17 protein-coding genes and 1 pseudogene (1 of these 18 only partly in view) are annotated in these 18300 nt (G+C 47.7%); 6 read left to right on the top strand and 12 right to left on the bottom strand.

Features of this window, described 5'->3' with window-relative positions:
• On the bottom strand, nt 1-639 hold a 639-nt coding region (locus tag QVP94_RS06770; RefSeq protein WP_288213195.1), incomplete at its 3' end, for an ROK family protein.
• Nucleotides 640-883: 244 nt separating this feature from the next.
• Entirely contained in the window at nt 884-2560 is a 1677-nt protein-coding gene (locus QVP94_RS06765) for a putative transporter (RefSeq protein ID WP_011966582.1), read from the bottom strand.
• Between the two features lie 108 nt (nt 2561-2668).
• Between QVP94_RS06765 and QVP94_RS06760 the strand changes: the two genes are divergently transcribed.
• A complete protein-coding gene (locus QVP94_RS06760; protein WP_005858239.1) occupies nt 2669-3478 on the top strand; it encodes a peptidylprolyl isomerase in 810 nt (269 codons plus the stop codon).
• Between the two features lie 12 nt (nt 3479-3490).
• On the top strand, nt 3491-3880 hold the full coding sequence (locus QVP94_RS06755; RefSeq protein ID WP_022192235.1) for a hypothetical protein: 390 nt from the start codon (nt 3491-3493) through the stop codon (nt 3878-3880).
• On the opposite strand, the gene QVP94_RS06750 is transcribed toward QVP94_RS06755, so the two are convergent.
• Genes QVP94_RS06750 through QVP94_RS06735 form a run of 5 tightly spaced genes read right to left on the bottom strand, consistent with a single transcriptional unit; the run spans nt 3874 to nt 9065 of the window.
• Nucleotides 3874-4995 carry a glycoside hydrolase family 43 protein gene (locus QVP94_RS06750; protein WP_009274810.1) on the bottom strand — a complete coding sequence of 374 codons (1122 nt, stop codon included), beginning with the start codon at nt 4993-4995 and terminating at the stop codon, nt 3874-3876. The genes QVP94_RS06755 and QVP94_RS06750 overlap by 7 nt on opposite strands.
• Before the next feature lie 17 nt (nt 4996-5012).
• Nucleotides 5013-6617, bottom strand: a complete 1605-nt coding sequence (locus QVP94_RS06745; protein ID WP_005858245.1) for an NAD(P)/FAD-dependent oxidoreductase — start codon at nt 6615-6617, stop codon at nt 5013-5015.
• A gap of 13 nt (nt 6618-6630) precedes the next feature.
• Nucleotides 6631-8001: a DNA repair protein RadA gene (gene radA / locus QVP94_RS06740; protein ID WP_005858247.1), complete on the bottom strand. Its 1371-nt coding sequence runs from the start codon at nt 7999-8001 to the stop codon at nt 6631-6633.
• Nucleotides 8002-8034: 33 nt separating this feature from the next.
• Nucleotides 8035-8415 carry an isoaspartyl peptidase/L-asparaginase gene (locus tag QVP94_RS19400; RefSeq protein WP_022192234.1) on the bottom strand — a complete coding sequence of 127 codons (381 nt, stop codon included), beginning with the start codon at nt 8413-8415 and terminating at the stop codon, nt 8035-8037.
• Nucleotides 8373-9065 (bottom strand): isoaspartyl peptidase/L-asparaginase family protein, encoded by a 693-nt coding sequence (locus tag QVP94_RS06735; protein WP_502685437.1) that lies wholly within the window; start codon nt 9063-9065, stop codon nt 8373-8375. Before QVP94_RS06735 ends, QVP94_RS19400 begins: the two co-directional genes overlap by 43 nt.
• Before the next feature lie 133 nt (nt 9066-9198).
• On the opposite strand from QVP94_RS06735, the gene QVP94_RS06730 reads away from it, so the two are divergent.
• Entirely contained in the window at nt 9199-9333 is a 135-nt protein-coding gene (locus QVP94_RS06730) for a hypothetical protein (protein ID WP_005858250.1), read from the top strand.
• A gap of 60 nt (nt 9334-9393) precedes the next feature.
• Here QVP94_RS06730 and QVP94_RS06725 read toward each other — a convergent pair whose 3' ends face one another.
• Nucleotides 9394-11700, bottom strand: a complete 2307-nt coding sequence (locus tag QVP94_RS06725; protein ID WP_005858252.1) for a GH92 family glycosyl hydrolase — start codon at nt 11698-11700, stop codon at nt 9394-9396.
• 118 nt (nt 11701-11818) lie between these two features.
• Between QVP94_RS06725 and QVP94_RS06720 the strand changes: the two genes are divergently transcribed.
• Entirely contained in the window at nt 11819-12691 is an 873-nt protein-coding gene (locus tag QVP94_RS06720) for an arginase family protein (RefSeq protein ID WP_022192232.1), read from the top strand.
• A gap of 68 nt (nt 12692-12759) precedes the next feature.
• On the opposite strand, the gene tatC is transcribed toward QVP94_RS06720, so the two are convergent.
• Nucleotides 12760-13587 (bottom strand): twin-arginine translocase subunit TatC, encoded by an 828-nt coding sequence (tatC, locus tag QVP94_RS06715; RefSeq protein ID WP_005858256.1) that lies wholly within the window; start codon nt 13585-13587, stop codon nt 12760-12762.
• Between the two features lie 6 nt (nt 13588-13593).
• Nucleotides 13594-13788 (bottom strand): Sec-independent protein translocase subunit TatA/TatB, encoded by a 195-nt coding sequence (locus QVP94_RS06710; protein ID WP_005858259.1) that lies wholly within the window; start codon nt 13786-13788, stop codon nt 13594-13596.
• A gap of 139 nt (nt 13789-13927) precedes the next feature.
• On the opposite strand from QVP94_RS06710, the gene fabD reads away from it, so the two are divergent.
• Complete coding sequence (gene fabD, locus QVP94_RS06705; RefSeq protein WP_005858261.1) at nt 13928-14809, top strand: ACP S-malonyltransferase; 882 nt, start codon at nt 13928-13930, stop codon at nt 14807-14809.
• A 168-nt stretch (nt 14810-14977) separates the two neighbouring features.
• Nucleotides 14978-15784, top strand: coding sequence for an alpha/beta hydrolase (locus QVP94_RS06700; protein WP_005858263.1), 807 nt, complete (start codon nt 14978-14980; stop codon nt 15782-15784).
• A 76-nt stretch (nt 15785-15860) separates the two neighbouring features.
• Here QVP94_RS06700 and QVP94_RS06695 read toward each other — a convergent pair whose 3' ends face one another.
• Both QVP94_RS06695 and QVP94_RS06690 read right to left on the bottom strand, forming a co-directional pair.
• Nucleotides 15861-17780, bottom strand: coding sequence for a SusD/RagB family nutrient-binding outer membrane lipoprotein (locus tag QVP94_RS06695; protein WP_011966585.1), 1920 nt, complete (start codon nt 17778-17780; stop codon nt 15861-15863).
• Between the two features lie 41 nt (nt 17781-17821).
• Nucleotides 17822-18300 (bottom strand): annotated as a pseudogene (locus tag QVP94_RS06690) (SusC/RagA family TonB-linked outer membrane protein) (it continues 2718 nt past the right edge of the window).

The raw sequence follows: 18300 nt of genomic DNA, 5'->3' as shown, positions 1-18300 counted from the left end.
ATGTACGCCCAACTGCCGGTAAGCCTCCAGCGCCTGCTCGTCCTTCCGCATCGCACGGGTGTACATCTCCTTCCCATCCACGCCCCATACGTTCATGAAATAGGAACCGCTACAGAAATATTCCAAGATCTGTCCTTGGTAGGGAATCATGCCAAATTCTCCCGAGCCACAATTAGCGTCGGCCAACAGCTTGCCATTCTGGATAATTCCACCCCCCAAGCCCGTACCCAAGGTGAGGCCCACGAAGTTATCAACCGTCTTTCCTTCGCCAAAGATACGCTCACCCAGAGCGAAGCAATTCGCGTCGTTATCCACATAAACCGGCACGGAGAAGCAAGCCTCCAAGATCTCCTTCAAATGTACCTCCTCCCAATGCGGGATATTCACCACGTTATATACGATCCCCTTCTCACGATCCACCACGCTCGGCACACCGATACCGATAGCTACCACACTCTCGTCCCACACGGAACGGATCACCTCTATCAAAGCCTCCAATGTCTCCTCGCAATCCGCGGCGTCCTTGGGAGTCGGGGCGCTCCCCTGAGCCACTAATCGATCCCCTACGATACGGCCGGCACGCATATTCGTCCCCCCTAAATCCACTCCGATATAAGCGTTTTTCTTCTCTACACTCATTCTTTCCACGATATTAAATTAGATTATACTCCCACAAAGCTAACAAAAAAGGCAATGTTACGAATAACATCACCTTTTAAACTGATAAATTTAATACATCTATGCTTTTTATTTTCCCCGGCGTCAACTCCATCCAGCACGTATACCGACATCGCCTCACGCCTACGCTCGCATAGGCCAACGTCGATATACGTGTGAGGCAATGCCGATATACGTGTAAGACGGCACCATTATAACTACCGCATCAAGCGAAGAACAAGATCAATAATTGCGCCGTAAGTACCCTCAAGAACATGGTCAAGGGGTATACCGTAGCGTAACCTACGGAAGGAGCGTCGTTTCCAGCCGTAGCGTTCGAGTAAGCCAAAGCGGGCGGATCCGTCGTACTACCGGCGATCAAGCCCATTAAGGTGAAATAATTGATCTTATAGAAATAACGGCCTACACAACCGATGATCAGCAAAGGAATCGTTGTGATAATGAAACCGTAACCGATCCAAGCGAATCCACCATTGTTCACGATCGTATCCACAAAACCATCGCCGGCACTGATACCCACACAAGCGAGGAAGAGGGTGATACCGATCTCACGCAACATCAAGTTAGCGCTCTGGGTCGTATAGGTAACCAGCTTATAACGGTAACCAAAACGGCTAATCAAGATCGCCACGATCAACGGACCTCCCGCCAAACCTAACTTAACCGGTTGCGGAATGCCCGGGAACGTGATAGGAATACTCCCCAAGACAATACCGAGGGCAATGCCGATAAAGATCGTGATCAAGTTCGGCTCGTTCAAGCGTTTCAAGGAGTTACCCAATACCTTTTCTACATTCGAGACAGCCGTCTCGGTACCCACCACATTCACACGGTCGCCCACCTGCAACGTCAGAGCCGGCGTAGCTACCAAGTCCACGCCCGCACGGTTGATACGGGTGATATTGATACCATATAATTTACGCAGTTTCAACTGTCCCAGCTTCTTGCCGTTCAACTCCGGTTTCGTGATCAAGATACGGCGGTTGATAAACTGGCTCTCCATACGAATCCATTGCTTGCGCTCCATATCGATCTCCTCGCCAATGAATGTCTTTACGGACTCGGCATCTTGATCGGTCGTGATCACGAAAATCTTATCATCCTCATTCAAGATCGTACCGGCGGAAGCGATCTCGATCTGCTTGTTATCATTACGCCATACACGGGAAATCACGAAATCCAGATGATCCATCAAACCGGATAACTCCCCTACCGTCTTACCGAAAACCGCCGGGTTCTTTACGACCAGCGAGATCGGTTTCGCCTCATTCGTATGCGAGGCATCCTCCTTATTCAAATCGTCATTCTCCTTATCGAAATTCACACGGAATACGTAACGTACGAAAATGATCGAAAGAATAATACCGATCACGCCCAGCGGATAAGCCACGGCGTAACCCAAGGCGATCGTATTATCTGAAACCCCGTACATATCGGAATAAGCCTGCTGAGCCGCACCTAATCCGGGGGTATTCGTCACCGCCCCCGATAAAATACCCACCATCGTAGGCATCGGAATACCTGTCACGAAATGCAATACCAAAGCCGTAGCCACGCCAAGGAAGACAATTCCACAGGCTAGCATATTCAACGTGATTCCCCCCTGCCTAAAAGACGAGAAGAAACCCGGCCCGACTTGCATACCTACCGAATAAACAAATAAGATCAATCCAAATTCCTTAAAGAAATGAATCACATTGTGGTTAACCGTAAACCCAAAATGCCCTAAAATAATACCTACAAACAACACCAAGGTAATCCCAAGCGAAATCCCAAACACCTTTATCTTTCCCAACTGAATGCCGGCGGCAATCACGAAAGATAGTAAAAGGATAGAATGCCCGATACCTTCTCCCCATAATAAGTCGTTTATCCAATCCATGCTAAAATCTTTAAAAATCTTATTACCTATTAATAAAGACGCGAAGTTAGGCATTTACTTTGTGTTTTACAACATAACACCTATATTTACCTTTTAAATTAAAATCTCATGAAAAAGATATATTACATTTTATCAGCATTGTTCCTTTGCGTGGTAGCCACCTCGGCGCAAGAAGCTGGAAAAACGGTAGTTATTAAAACCAATGTAGGTACTATGAAGGCCATCCTGTACGATGATGTGCCTAATCACACCCGTACTTTCATCGAACGGGCAAAACGGGGGGATTTCAACGGGACCTTATTCACCCGTGTCCTGCCGGAGTTTATGATCCAAGGAGGAGCCCCGGATTCCAAGAACGCTCCCGCCGGTGCTAAATGCGGCTTTGGAGATCCTTCCGCCGAGATACCGCCCGAGATCAACGAGAAATATTTCCATAAGAAAGGAGCCTTGGCCGCTCCCCGCCAACCGGACGATATCAACCCGCAAAAGAAATCGGATATGTCGCAATTCTTTATCGTGCAGGGGAAGGTCTATAGGGAAACCGAACTGGATACGTTAGAGCGTACCGCCAACTATCCGGCCCGGCAAAAGGCCCTGAAGGAGTTTTACGCACCGGTACGTGCGGAGCTGAATATGATAAAGATGAGTAACAAACGGGAGTACCAGAAGCGATTGAGAGCGATCAACGCCCAGATAGACTCCGTTATTCAAGCAACTCCCGGGCATTTGCTATTTACGGACGAGCAACGGAAGGCTTATACCACCGTAGGCGGTTGCCATCATCTGGACGGCACCTATACGATCTTCGGGGAGCTGACGGAGGGATTCGACGTTCTGGATCAGATCGCCACCCAGCCGAAAGACCAGAATGACCGTCCGAAGAAAGACATCCGCATCCAAAGTATAACGATCGAATAATTCACCACTCCTATGTTAAAGAGAGATTTCATCATGGTACAGATCGAGGAACTGGGCAAAGTGATCGCCCAGATCATCTTCAATCGTAATTCCAACGATGGGGCACGCAAGAACCCCGAGTTAATCCAATCCGTCTACACATTCTTAAAACTGGATAACGATTTCTTGCTGAACACGCCTATCGACGGCATCCGCACTTATCTGGACGGTGATGACTCGTGTGGCCTCCAACGCATGGAGCTGGCGACCAAGACCTTGCTGGAAGAAAGTTTCCTTTTGCCGGAGGCGCAAGGTAAAAAACTCCGGGCAAGAGCGAAAGAGCTATTGGAATATATCCAACGCAACGACACTACGTTCTCGTTGGAACGAGTGGCGTTGCTGGAAGAGATAAATAACTATTGAATAGATTGCGGATCGGTGGTAGGGCCTTCCACGACTAGAAGGCCATTCTCATCGATTCGCATTTTATCGATGAATACGACCCGCTCATCCCCTGTCTTCTGGGTACGCCCGTGATAAACGCAATACATTTGTTTTCCGTCCTTCGACCAAGTAACGCTATTATGTCCGGTACCCGTGACGATACCGCCTTTTTCCACGTTCTTCTCCAGCACCGGATTATTAGATGCCTTCTCAAACGGTCCTAACGGATGTTCGGACACGGCATATCCCACCGCATAATTCGCCCCGCCGAAATAATTAGCGGAATACATCATATAATACAAGCCGTTGTGACGTAGCATGAAAGAGCCTTCCGTCCAACGACGTCCGACCTCCCCTTTGGTAACCGAGCGACTTTCCCATTCACTTTGCGCATCATCCAATTTTACGGGTGGACGCAGCAGAAGTACGGGTTCCCCAATTACGTGCGTAAGATCCGGAGCGACCTCCACCCCGTAAATCCAGCTTTCCTCAACGGAGTCGAACATGCCTTTCTTCTTTGCCTCATCGGCGATCTCGCTTTCTACCGGATGCTTATAGCAACAACGGGAATAATAGAGATAGGTACGGCCATCCTCATCCTCGATCAAGTTTCCGTCGATTACAGGATATCCCGGATCAAACAAAGGAGCATCGGCCAATTCCTTAAATGGTCCGGTCGGCTTATCCGACACAGCTACGCCGATACGGAAATTTTCCTCCTCGTTGGTCGGATTCTTCCGCCAATCCGCACTGAAGAACATATAGAACTTCCCGTCACGCTCGTACACTTCCGGCGCCCAGAAATTAGCGATTGCCCAAGAATCGGGCGTATTGCCCCGATAAACCTGCCCTTCCGACTTCCAATGGATCAAATCATCGGAAGAATAGGCGCAAAAACCGTCTACAGCCCCGGCACCGGTACCATACATATAATAACGTCCGTCCGAGGCCAACAATACGTATGGATCGCCAAACTGGACCGACAAAGGATTACTGTACGTTAATTCCGGCTCTTCCGCAGCAGACTTCTTTCCCGTACAACCCGCATTCAAACACATAAGAACTCCCAGACAAAGGGATATTCCTATTTTCATACCACTTTTCATTTTTCTTATTTATTGGATTCTAAATTATACACTCCTTCCGCACAACGTTCCCCGTCGATGGCAGCGGATACGATTCCTCCCGCATACCCCGCTCCCTCACCGCAAGGGAAAAGACCTTTTACCGTGACGTGTTGATAGGTATCCCGATCACGGACGATACGAACCGGAGCGGATGTACGGGTCTCTACGCCGATCATGGTTGCCTCGTTGGTCAAGAAGCCTCTAGAGACCTTACCGAAATAACGGAAACCTTCCCGCAGGCGACTGGTCACGAATTCCGGCATCCAAAAATGCAACGGAGAGGCCAGCAGACCCGGCGTATACGAGGAAACCGGTAAATCGAAAGAGTTCTTCTTCCGCATGAAATCATCCATGCGCTGGGCGGGAGCCGTTTGCTTCATGCCTCCATTCAACCAACAGACCTCTTCCAGACGTTCCTGAAAGGCCATCAACGCTAATGGGGAGTCCGCATCCACCTTCTCGCCATTCCGAAGATAAAGCTCCTCCTGCCCTACCAGTTCGGAATAATCTTCCGGACGGATCTCTACCACCATCCCTGAGTTAGACCAGCGGGAACCCCGGTTAGAAGGCGACATTCCATTTACCACGACCTGCTTAGGTCCGCTCGCCGCAGGAACTACGAAACCTCCCGGACACATACAGAAGGAATAGACGCCCCGGTTATTCGCTTGCGTCACAAAACTATACTCTGCCGCAGGAAGATATTTCCCACGACCTTCTTTCCGATGATACTGGATTTGGTCGATCAATTCCTGAGGATGTTCCAGACGAACACCGACTGCGATCCCTTTCGCCTCGATCTGGATCTGGCGTTCGTATAAATAGTTATAGACATCACGGGCGGAATGGCCGGTAGCTAAGATAACAGGCCCGTAAAAGCTCTTTCCCGTATTCGTCTCGATGCCGATCACCTCGTTCTCTTTCATGATAAAAGCATCCATACGGGTCTCGAAATGTACCTCACCTCCGCATCGCTTGATTTGCTCCCGGATATTCTCGATCACACGGGGGAGCTTATCGGTTCCGATATGCGGATGGGCATCCGCCAAGATAGAGGGACTTGCCCCAAACTGGCAAAAGATATTCAGTATCTTATCTACCGAGCCTCTTTTCTTGCTACGGGTATACAGCTTTCCATCAGAATAAGCGCCGGCACCGCCCTCACCAAAACTATAATTTGATTCTCCGTTCACCTTATGCTCACGACTGATCAAGGCGATATCTTTCTTGCGTTCCCGCACGTCCTTACCTCGCTCGACGATGATGGGGCGCAAACCTAACTCTATCAAGCGCAAGGCGGCGAACAGACCTCCCGGACCGGCTCCTACGACGATCACAGGTTTCCCTGCCGAGACATCTTTATACTCTATCAATTGATATTCCGGCTCGCTAGGCATCTCGTTCATGAAAACACGCAGTTTCACGTTGACAAATATCGTTCGCTGGCGTGCGTCTATCGAACGTTTCAATACACGTACGGCCCGGATATTTTTCGGAGCCTCACCCGTCTCACGGGCTACTACTTGCCTTAGCGATTGCTCATTAACAGCCTCTTCCGGCAATATCCTGAGTTGTAATTCTTTTATCATTGTTTATTATATATTAACCGAATAGTTGCCGAAAGGCTTCCTCCACTTTCTTTACCTGTACGATTTGAATCTTGCTCTTCGCCGTATCGAAACCTTTTAGATTATTATGCGGAATGATAATCCGGGAGAAACCCAGCTTCTCCGCCTCCAAGATACGTTGCTCAATACGGTTGACCGGACGGATCTCTCCGGACAAGCCCACCTCGCCAGCCATACAAACACCCGGCTCGATGCTGATATCCAAGCTAGAAGAAAGGATGGAACTGATTACCGCCAAATCGATAGCCGGATCATTCACTTTCAAACCTCCGGCGATATTCAGGAAAACATCTTTCTGGATCAACTTAAAACCCGCCCTTTTCTCCAATACTGCCAATAACATATTCATTCGGCGTAAATCGAATCCGGTGGCGCTACGTTGCGGCGTACCGTAAACCGCCGAGCTGACCAAGGCTTGCGTCTCGATCAAGAAAGGACGTACCCCCTCGATAGCGGCGGCGATGGCGACACCGCTCAGTCCCTCATGATTCTGGGTTAATAATAACTCGGATGGATTGCTGACCTCACGAAGCCCGTTCTGGCGCATCTCGTAAATCCCTAGTTCCGCCGTACTGCCAAAACGGTTCTTGATGCTCCGCAGGATACGATACATATAATGCTGATCGCCCTCAAACTGCAACACCGTATCCACGATATGCTCCAATACCTTCGGACCGGCGATACTGCCTTCCTTATTGATATGGCCGATCAATAAGACCGGGACACCGCTTTCCTTGGCGTATTTCAAGATAGCGGCACTACACTCACGTACTTGGGAAACACTGCCGGGGGAAGATTCCACGACTTCCGTAAAGATGGTTTGTATGGAATCTATGATCATCAAGTCCGGCTGGATATTGGCCGCTTGCGTAAAAATCTGTTCCAGATGCGTCTCGCATAGGATGAAACAGTTCGGATTATCATGCGATAATCGGTCCGCCCGGAGTTTCAACTGGCGACTGCTCTCCTCGCCCGAGACATATAGGGTTTTCAAGCCTGTCAAGCCCAACACGGTTTGCAAGACCAAGGTAGATTTTCCGATTCCCGGCTCTCCACCGATCAAGACCAAAGAGCCCTTCACCAAGCCTCCGCCGAGGACCCTATTTAATTCATCATCTTTTAAATCGATACGGGCCTCCTCTTCCGTCGTTATATCACGCAATAACACCGGACGGATCTTATTGCCCTCCATAATACCGGGAACTGGCCGCTTCACGGCAGGCTCCTTTGTTACGATCTCCTCTACATAAGTGTTCCACTCCCCACAATTCGGGCATTTACCCAGCCATTTCGGGGAATCAGCGCCACAGTTAGAGCAGACATATACGGTTTTTGTTTTCGCCATTCTATCCTGAATTTGGCGTAAAGATACAAAAAACTACTTTTCCCCTACCACAACGATCTTCTTTCCGATACCGCAGCCCTTCTTAATTTCCGGGCTACCTTTCTCCTTATACAAGAATCCGCGGAACATACCGCCACTGTTATAAGGCATGGCGATATTTCCTAGTTTATCCACGGCGATCAAGCCGCCGTTGCCGGCGTTCGTATTCAATTCCGTATGGATGATATAATCCGCCGCTTTCTCTACGCTTTCCTTAAGGTATTTATAGCGGGCACACACATCGAACGCTACCGCATGACGGATAAAATACTCTCCATGCCCCGTACAGGAGACAGCGCAACTGTTATTATCCGCATACGTTCCTGCCCCGATCACGGGCGAATCACCGATACGCCCCCAACGTTTCTTGAACATACCCCGATCCGCCCCCAACTTTTCTTAAACATCCCGCCGGTACTGGTCCCGGCCGTTAAGTTTCCTTGCTTATCCAGAACGACACAGCCTACCGTACCGTTCTTCTTACTTTCTTGCTTTAACTTCTCGATCCACTCCATCGTCTTGGGCGTAGCGAAATACATATTGTCTTCTACCATTTCCAAGCCTTGTTCCTTGGCGAACTCCTCAGCACCGGCTCCGCTCAGCATGACATGCGGAGATTTTGTCTTTACGGCATAGGCGGCATTGATCGGATGCTTCACGTGTTTTAAGCCAGCTACAGCGCCTGCGCTTAAATCCTTGCCTTCCATGATGGAAGCGTCCAACTCAAAAGTTCCCTCCACCGTACAGGTAGCACCAATTCCGGCGTTAAACAACGGATTTCCCTCGAAGTAATTGATTACGGCCATCACCGCTTCCGGCCCCTCGCCTCCCGCAGAAAGGACCTTATCTCCAATCATTAAAGCGGAGTCCAATGCGGCGTAATATTGAGCCGACTTAACCGGATCTTCCTCCAATCCGGCCATCGCCCCCGCACCACCATGTACCACGATTACATACTCCCGGTCTTGCGCAAAAGCAATGGATGACACCATCAAAGCCGTCAAGGCTATCATTTGTTTTAACATGCTATTATATTTAATCATTTATACAATGCTCAAAAATAGAACAAATATCTGAATTATCTTAGAGACATAGACTTATTTCCCGATTTTTATCCGTACATTTACCTCGAACGGTAATCTCTTAAATAATAACATTATGGAAGAATACATCGATTCTATCATAAGAGTGGGAAAGATATTGATCGGAAGCATAATGGTCGTGTTCGTACTCTGGTACATCGTAAAGGATATTGTCAAGGCTTATGGGAAAGATTCGCATGAACCGGATTAAAAAAAGTGCCGTGGCGATATGACCACGGCACTTCTCTTCATTATATCATAGAGAGCTATTTCATTCGTTCGTATACCATACCGGTCCCGGCTGGCTGCCCATGACGAACTCCAATGTCGCCCCGCTCATGATTTGCTCGTGGGTGATATAACTCTTATCATAAGGTTGTCCGTTCAGCTTCACGGATTGGATATAAATATTCTCCGCAGAGACCTCGGGAGCCAAAACCGTAAAGATCTTGCCATTGCCTACATGCATCTTCACCTCCGGGAACAACGGGGAACCGATCTCATATTGGCCGCTGATCGGATCAACCGGATAGAATCCCATGGCGCTGAACACAAACCAAGCGGACATCTGCCCACAGTCCTCATTACCGCAAATACCGTCCGGAGCATTCAGATACAAGTCATGTAATACCTGAGCCACGTATTTCTGGGTCTTCCAAGGCTGGCCGACCTTATTATATAAGTAGATCACATGATGGCTCGGCTCATTTCCATGCGCATATTGACCAATCATGCCTGTACTAAAGATAGGCAATTCCTCATCCGATTTGGGGACATAGGTAAACATACTATCCAATTTCTCGGCGAAACGTTCCTTACTTCCTACCAATCCGATCAAACCGTCCAGATCTTGCGGCACGGACCAGAAATATTGCCAACCATTGCTCTCGCAAATATCTTCCGTATAATCATCGGGGCTGAAATTAGCGGCAAAGTTTCCTTTCTCATCACGAGGCTGCATAAAGGAAGTTGCCGGATTGTACACATTATGATAATTCTGTGAACGTTTAAAGAATTCGTCGGCGATCTCTTTCTTACCCATCTTCTCAGCCATCTTAGCGATGCAATAATCATCGTAGGCATACTCCAAGGTCTTCGATAAAGACCAGTTCTCCCATTTTTTCGGATCGCTATAAGCCGGTACGTAGCCCAACTTCTTATAATCGCCGATACCCCGATAGTCATCCCGGTTGGCTGTCGCTATACAAGCCTCCAGCGCTTTCTCGGCATTGAAATCACCGATACCTTTCAGATAAGCGTCTACGATAACGGGCACCGCATGATAACCGATCATCATATTCGTTTCCCAGCCATAAAGGTTCCATAAAGGCAAAGCCCCGTTCTGCTCATAGAACTTCAAGAAACCCTTGATCATATCATTCGCCCGTTCCGGCTCCGTATACGTAAACAACGGATGGGAGGCACGGTAGGTATCCCATAAAGAGAAAGTAGAGTAATTCGTCCATCCGTCCGCTTTATGGATTTGCTGATCCGGGCCGTAATAAGAACCATCCACGTCGCTATAGATCGTCGGGGCGATCATGGAATGATACAAGGCCGTATAGAATTTCACCATATCGTCTGTATTCCGGCTCTTCACCTCAATCTTGGAAAGCTGTCGGTTCCAATTCGCGCTAGCCTGCGCTTGATAGTAATCGAAATCATCCTTCGGGGCTTCCGCACGCAAATTCTTTCCCGCTCCCTCCATGCTGACGCCAGAGATTCCGGTCGTGACAAGGATTTCCTCATCCTTCTTCGTATTGAAATCGAAACGGGCCACATAGGCCGTACCGATCCAACCTTTTTCCTTGGTCACGATAGAAGTCGTATCCATATGACAAGCCACGAAAGGCTTAGAGAAACGGGTCTCGAAATAAACATGCTGCAAGGGAGACCAGCCTTGGGATAGGCGGTATCCACGAATCGTCGTAGAGTCTACCACCTCGATCTTGGAATCCAAGGTAAAGTCCCAATTCATCGCCTTCTTCAAGTTCAAGAATACCGAAGCCTCGGCCTCCGGGAAGGTATACCGCTGGATACCGCAACGCTCGGTAGCCGTAAGCTCCACGTTAATGTTATAATCCTTCAGCAATACCCGGTAATATCCTGCGGAAGCCGCCTCGTCATTATGCGAGAACGTGGAATAGATTCCTAACGGCGCCGGGGCCTCTTTATAAGGACGGGTCACGGGCATAAAAGAGATATCGTATAAATCGCCTGCCCCCGTACCGGAAAGGTGCGTATGGCTAAAGCCGGCGATCGTCGTATCCGGATAGAAATACCCCGAGATGCGATCCCAACCCGGCAAACCGTTATCCGGGCTCAATTGTACCATACCAAAAGGAACTTGGGCTCCCGGGTAGGTATTGCCGGTAAAATCCGTACCGATCATGGGGTTCACATACTGCGAGTAATCCGCCTCCTGTTTCTTTTCAGGCGTGCAGGCCACGAGTGCCAGCAAAGAGACCGCCAATATAGACATGTGCTTCATGTTATGCAATTCGTTTTGAGTTTGAGCAAACATACATAAATTATTTCGAAAGAGAAACAGTTTACGGGGAAAACTTTCTATTTTCATCGGGGTGAAAATCTTTTTTCATTATGATGAGAATCTATTTTCATCAAGGAGAAAATCTTTTTTCATCAAGACGAGAATTCGGTGGAATCCTTTAACTTTGTACAAAAACTACGATAACATGGAAGATAAAACATCGACACTTCGTTTGATCTATCCCCAATGGCAAGGTGGGATCGTGAATCATTGGATGCCCGACCTTCCTGCGGACGACGCTTCCAGAGGGTATTACCTAGGAGCTCAATTACTCAATATCCTCGCTCCCCCAAGTCCCCAGAAAACCGTGGAAGTACCCATCTCACTAGATATAAACGATAGAGAAACGGATCTAGGGATCAGCGCCCGCAAGGTTATTCTGAAACAAACAAAAGCAGCCCTCGAATTACTGCACGAAAACGCTCCAGAAAAGATTGTCACCTTAGGGGGCGAATGTTCGGTAAGTGTCGTACCCTTCACCTATCTGGCTGCTAAATATCCGGATGATATAGCCATTGTCTGGATAGACGCACATCCGGATATAAACTTGCCGTATGACGAGTATAAGGGATATCATGCGATGGCCCTTACGGCCTGTCTAGGGATGGGTGATGAAGAGACTCTTCAATTATTACCGGGAAAGTTCAAGGTCTCGAATACCTTAATCGTAGGTTTACGCTCGTGGGATGAGGGCATGAAAGAACGGCAGAAGAACTTAGGTATAAAAGGTTTATCACCAGAGGAGGTGGCGAAGGATAGTTCCTCCATCCTCAAGTGGTTAAAAGGGACGGGCGCATCCAAAGTTGTCGTTCACTTCGATATGGACGTAATCGATCCGGCGGATATGATAGCGGGAGTCGGCGTAGAGCCTAACGGGATGAAAATAGACGAGGTCGTACGTGTTATCAACAATATAGCATCCAAGTATGATCTGGTAGGTCTTACGGTAGCCGAGCCGATGCCTCGTATAGCCATCAAGCTAAGGAATATGCTGGACCGGTTACCTTTATTGAAATAATAAAAAAAGACGTAGCCCTTAAACAGAGTTACGTCTTTTTTATATTACATTATTATAACTTTCGGGATTTATTCCTCATTATTATCTTCCTCATTCTCCTCGTCTTCTTCCTTTGGGGCTTTTTTCACGAAGAACGCACTCAACTCATACAAACCGTAGAGCGGTAAGAATACGATACTTAACGTAAACGGATCACTACTTGGAGTGATGAACGCCGCACCAACTAACAAGCCGACAACAGCATGCCGTCTGTATTTATGAAAGAACGAGCGGTTTAGCAGCCCTATCTGAGATAATAGCCAAGATACCAATGGCATCTCAAATACGATTCCCATCACGAATATCAACATCAAGAAGTTATCCATGTAAGAATCAAGGGATACCTGTTCCGTAATGGCGGCACTCAACTCGTAAGTCGCCAAGAAACGTAGTGTCATCGGGAACACCAAGAAATAACCCACTGAGCATCCGATAAAGAACATTATCGTTCCGAACAAGAATACCCAACGTACATTTTTCTTCTCATTTTCGTAAAGAGCCGGACTTACGAACTTCCAGATCTCCCACATCAAATAGGGGAAAGTCAATAATAACGCCAACCAGAAAGAACTTGTCATATGCGTGAAGAACTGGGAAGCCAGCTTGATATTGACAATGTTCACATGGAAAGTATCATTACAAAAGTCCGGGAGAAAAGAAAAATGAGAACTAATCTTACACATTTCCCGATAGACGATGAAATCGGAGCTACACGGGGCCATCACGACATTATCGAACAGCCACGGCATTACCGAGAACCCGGCTATAGCAAAAACAAAGAGCGCTAAAATAGAACGAAATAAAGTCCAACGAAGTTCTTCTAGGTGATCCCAGAATGACATTTCTTCTTGTTGCATCTTCCTTTACTTCTTTTCCGTATCGTCTAATTTGATATCGTCTTCCAATCCTTTTACACCGTCCTTGAAATTCTTCACGCCCTTACCGATACCTTTCATCAGCTCAGGAATTTTCTTACCACCGAAAAGCAATAACACAACAATGGCGATGATCACGATCTCGCCTGTACCTAAGTTTCCTAAAAATAGTAATTCATTCATGATATTATAATATTAGTCATTAATATTCTCGTTTCTATGGGGGCAAAGATACAATTTGTAATGAATAGTAGCCTCATTATTCCAAATTTATTACCTTTGCACCGTCTTAAAAAACTGAAATTAGAAAAAAATTAGAAAGATGAAAGCGTACGTATTTCCCGGTCAGGGGGCACAGTTCGTAGGTATGGGCAAAGACCTCTACGATAATAATCCTCTTGCTAAAGAGATGTTTGAGAAGGCTAACGAGATCCTTGGTTTCCGTATCACGGATTTAATGTTTGCCGGAACAGACGAGGATCTGAGACAAACCAAAGTTACTCAACCAGCGATCTTCTTACACTCTGTCATTCTCGCGAAAACATTAGGTGATCAATTCCAACCGGATATGACCGCAGGTCACTCATTAGGAGAATTCTCTGCCTTGGTAGCTGCCGGAGCATTGTCTTTCGAGGACGGCTTGGTATTAGTTTCCAAACGTGCCATGGCTATGCAAAAGGCTTGCGAGGCAACTCCCTCTACAATGGCCGCCGTATTAGCCTTGCCGGATGCGACGGTTGAGGAAATTTGCGCGAGCATCAAGGACGAGGTAGTGGTTTGCGCTAACTATAATTGCCCGGGCCAATTGGTAATCTCCGGCTCTATCCCCGGTATCGATCAGGCTTGCGAGAAGTTATTGGCCGCAGGCGCTAAGCGTGCCTTGAAGTTGAAAGTAGGTGGAGCGTTCCATTCTCCATTGATGGAACCAGCTCGTACTGAGTTGGCTGCCGCTATCGAGGCTACGACGATCAATAAACCTTCTTGCCCGGTTTACCAGAACGTAAGCACGAAAGCCGAGACTTGCCCGGAAACAATTAAGACTAACTTGATCGCACAGTTAACCGCCCCGGTACGTTGGACCCAAAGCGTACAGAACATGATCGCCGACGGTGCCACTCATTTCATCGAGTTAGGCCCGGGTGCCGTTCTTCAGGGATTAGTTAAAAAGATCAATAAGGAAATGACTACGGAAGGTATGCAATAATTTATCTTTCAATGTAATAGGATAAAAGTCCGAAAAGGATGGAGGGTGATTTTCCTCGTCTTTTCCGGACTTTTTTATATACGATGATGATTCGAAAAGATCTTGAATGCTAAACTAATCAAAGGCCAACGTTGTTTTATACTATAAACACAATTCAGAATATAGAAAATGGAAACAATACAACAGAAAAATAGGATTATCCTACTTTGGCCGGATGGAGCGCCCACTAGTAATGGATTGGCCGGCGTAGAATTGGAAGATGCCCCGAATGCCATATCCAATATATCGAACCCTTCCCTATTGGTTTATCCGGCGACGAAGCCGAATGGCAAGGCGATCTTGATGTGTCCGGGTGGCGGACTTTCCAAGATTTCGATCGGACATGAGGGGCGTGATATGGCCGCATGGTTTAACGCGCAAGGTATTACTTATGCCGTATTGAAATACCGGATGCCGAACGGACATAGGGAAGTTCCTCTGGACGATGTTCGCCAAGGTCTCCGCATCCTCCATAATTACTCGGAAGAGTGGAAGATTACGAAGGTCGGTGTCATGGGTGCCTCCATTGGCGGTTATATCGCCGGGCATGCCGCAATATTCGGGGTAGACGACGCACGTCCAGATTTCCAAATACTCCTTTATCCGGTTATCAGTATGCTACCTCATTTAACGCACCTTAAATCGAGGGAACGGCTATTAGGAGCGAATCCCACGCATGAGGAAGAGGAAGCTTTCTCTCTGGAATTGCACGTAAACGCACTGACACCTCCCGCCTTTATAGCGTTGGCTTCGGATGACGAGGCGGTTAGCCCGGAGAATAGCGTGCTTTATTATCTCGCTTTGCTAAAAAACAAGGTGTCCGCCTCCTTACATATTTACCCAAAAGGCGGCCATAGTTTTGGGTTCCGGGACAACTTCGTATACAAACGTCAATGGACTGACGAACTGGAGAAATGGCTAAGCACGATTGAGTAAATCTCAAAAAAACGGTGCCACACAAATAAATGCGTGACACCGAAAAAGTATATATAAAACAGACCAAGCAGGTTCGCTATTTAGCGTTCCACCAAAGTGGAGTAGTCGTCAAGTCCGGGCCGCCCAAAAGCTGGAGAGCTTGCGCATAACCCGCTTGATTATTCGTTTGGATATTCGCCGGATAACGATAACGTTTCGGGTAGAAATCCCAACGGCATTCCTTAGAGGTAGCGACCGTCAAAGGAACTTGATTCAATGGGTTGTAATCCTTCTCTACCGCTTGGTTCTCGAAGAAAGGAAGACCTAAACGACGATGATCGCTCCAAGCCTCTTCCGGCAACCAAGGAACTTGCGCTATATATTTCTGGGTGATAATCTTCGTAAGGGCGTCATTATTATAAGCGCCATTCCGATAGATCGAGTTATGGGGATATTCATACGTACGGCTTTTTACCTCCTTCGTATAGGGGTCCGTATAACGGATCGTATATGATTTCGCCTCTGTCGTATGGTCGAAAGCGACGGAAGTACCTACACGGTTGTATTTCTGAGACGATAGGTAATCACCGACTTGGCTCAATAAGCCATGATACTCAAAACTAGCCGTAACACCAGACTCATAATTGGATTTAGCCGTTCCCGGAACTTTCCAGCCTTTCACCGCAGCCTCCGCCAATAAGAAGTAACTTTCCCACGGGCCGAAGAAGACACGCTTATTGGTGCTCATTCGATATTGTTTCGATATAGAGGGATAATTATAATTCTTACCTGTCAGCTCACTTACCAGACCGGCTTTCACGTCCCATTCTCCGGCGACCCAAGTGCCCCACGTATATTTCGGATCGATCGTCAACATATTCTGGGTATTATCCGCCGGATTCTTCAAGTGAACCGGCTTCACCTCGCTGGCCGCACCGATATAATCGGAATAAACCACACCATCATCCCAGCCCACTACACTAAACAACTTCGGGGCACGGGGATCTACATATTGAGGTATACCGTCGAAATAGAAACCGGCGCACGGATCATTCGTCGTCAGCGGGAAGTGCTGGTTCAAATATAAACCTTGATAATCGTATGGATTCTTCAAATGGCTTTTTAAGGAGTCCGGCAACGGAAATTCCTGTCCACCCAAACCAACTACCAAGTTCTTAAACGTCACGGACATTGCCTGCCCGTTCCAAGGACGAGACATCACGCTCGTCAACTCATCCCACCCCTCTTTCTCCTGCACGGAAGCGATATCGGTTGGCTCGGAGATAAATGTCTTAGAGGCGGCATCCTCAAATTCCGCTCTCGCCAAGGCAGGATCGACAGCCGAGATACGCATCGCCAAACGCATACGCAAAGAGTTGGCGTACTTTTTCCATTTCGTAACATTTCCCGCATAGAAAGCATCCTCGTTAGCCATAGCGGACATATCCAAGGAGGGGTCTAACGCAGACTCAGCTTCCCGTAACTCTTTCAATATAAATTGATAGATAGCTTCTACACTATCGTACTCAGCCGGTACACCGGAGAAAGCGGCCAACGCAGGGATCGGCCCGAAACCGTCAGCTACTTCCGAGTTCAAGTAAGCACGCCAGATACGGGACATCTGGATCACGTTCTTATAATAAGGATAGGTATCCGCCTCGCCATTGGCAACCATCTGCTCTCCTAACTGGATCGCTTTGGTCACTTGATTCAGCCAACCTACGGCGTAATCATTACTCAAGTAGATCGTACTATAATCATTGTTATCCGTACCGATCGTAAAACCACTTCCCCTATTGAAACGGGAAGCACGGTCCCAGTACAAGATAAAGATACGCTCGGCTATCTCTGGGTTCATCTGGTCTCCCATGATAGAGGCATTCAGGAACCATTGGGGCTTCACCTTATCCTCTCCCACAAGATTCGGGTCCTCATTGATCTCCTGAAAGTCATTACAGGAAGAAAGAAGAGCAGCCACCGATACCAATCCGGTAAAAAGTATATTTCTTGTTTTCATCTTCATCATTTTTATCGTAATTCAAATTATCATGTATTCCATTAGAATCCCACGGTTACGTTAAACGTATAGGAACGGCTGGTCGGCGCGGCTCCATTCTCGAATCCGGTAGCGTTGGTATTCGTGGCGGCAACGGACTCGGGGTCGATACCCGGCAAGTTATAATGGATCATCCAAACATTGTTACAAGTAGCGGATAGACGTACACGCTGGAAAGGCGTTTTCTTCAACATCTGTCGATTGAACTCGTAGCCAAAGGTGATATTACGCAAACGGACATTGGTGGCGCTATAGGTATAAACCTCTGGTAAACCATAATTTCCGGTAGACCCAATACGCTCCCAATAGTTCTGGGGAGTGACGGCGACCGTATTCTCCGCATAACCACTACCCTGTTGAACCACGGTATTCGGTACCACGAATTCGGCACGATCACCATTCACCACTGTTCCGGCGGCGTTACCCCGGGTATACAGGTTGGAGGCTGTCGCCGAATAGATGCTACCACCGATACGGAAGG

Source organism: Parabacteroides sp. CAG:2, assembly GCF_000436315.1.
GTDB lineage: Bacteria > Bacteroidota > Bacteroidia > Bacteroidales > Tannerellaceae > Parabacteroides > Parabacteroides distasonis.
The sequence above is the reverse complement of the archived record's forward strand: the minus strand, read 5'-3'. Positions and strand labels throughout refer to the sequence as shown.

Bases quoted from the DNA above. Each gene is read 5' to 3' on its own strand.
- QVP94_RS06725 (WP_005858252.1), bottom strand. From the start codon at position 11,700: ATGAAAATAGAAAGTTTTCCCCGTAAACTGTTTCTCTTTCGAAATAAT.
- QVP94_RS06755 (WP_022192235.1), top strand. From the start codon at position 3,491: ATGTTAAAGAGAGATTTCATCATGGTACAGATCGAGGAACTGGGCAAA.
- QVP94_RS06720 (WP_022192232.1), top strand. From the start codon at position 11,819: ATGGAAGATAAAACATCGACACTTCGTTTGATCTATCCCCAATGGCAA.
- QVP94_RS06710 (WP_005858259.1), bottom strand. From the start codon at position 13,788: ATGAATGAATTACTATTTTTAGGAAACTTAGGTACAGGCGAGATCGTG.
- radA (WP_005858247.1), bottom strand. From the start codon at position 8,001: ATGGCGAAAACAAAAACCGTATATGTCTGCTCTAACTGTGGCGCTGAT.
- QVP94_RS06700 (WP_005858263.1), top strand. From the start codon at position 14,978: ATGGAAACAATACAACAGAAAAATAGGATTATCCTACTTTGGCCGGAT.
- QVP94_RS06695 (WP_011966585.1), bottom strand. From the start codon at position 17,780: ATGAAAACAAGAAATATACTTTTTACCGGATTGGTATCGGTGGCTGCT.
- QVP94_RS06760 (WP_005858239.1), top strand. From the start codon at position 2,669: ATGAAAAAGATATATTACATTTTATCAGCATTGTTCCTTTGCGTGGTA.
- QVP94_RS06730 (WP_005858250.1), top strand. From the start codon at position 9,199: ATGGAAGAATACATCGATTCTATCATAAGAGTGGGAAAGATATTGATC.
- QVP94_RS06750 (WP_009274810.1), bottom strand. From the start codon at position 4,995: ATGAAAATAGGAATATCCCTTTGTCTGGGAGTTCTTATGTGTTTGAAT.
- tatC (WP_005858256.1), bottom strand. From the start codon at position 13,587: ATGCAACAAGAAGAAATGTCATTCTGGGATCACCTAGAAGAACTTCGT.
- QVP94_RS19400 (WP_022192234.1), bottom strand. From the start codon at position 8,415: ATGTTCAAGAAACGTTGGGGGCGTATCGGTGATTCGCCCGTGATCGGG.
- fabD (WP_005858261.1), top strand. From the start codon at position 13,928: ATGAAAGCGTACGTATTTCCCGGTCAGGGGGCACAGTTCGTAGGTATG.
- QVP94_RS06745 (WP_005858245.1), bottom strand. From the start codon at position 6,617: ATGATAAAAGAATTACAACTCAGGATATTGCCGGAAGAGGCTGTTAAT.
- QVP94_RS06765 (WP_011966582.1), bottom strand. From the start codon at position 2,560: ATGGATTGGATAAACGACTTATTATGGGGAGAAGGTATCGGGCATTCT.
- QVP94_RS06735 (WP_502685437.1), bottom strand. From the start codon at position 9,065: ATGTTAAAACAAATGATAGCCTTGACGGCTTTGATGGTGTCATCCATT.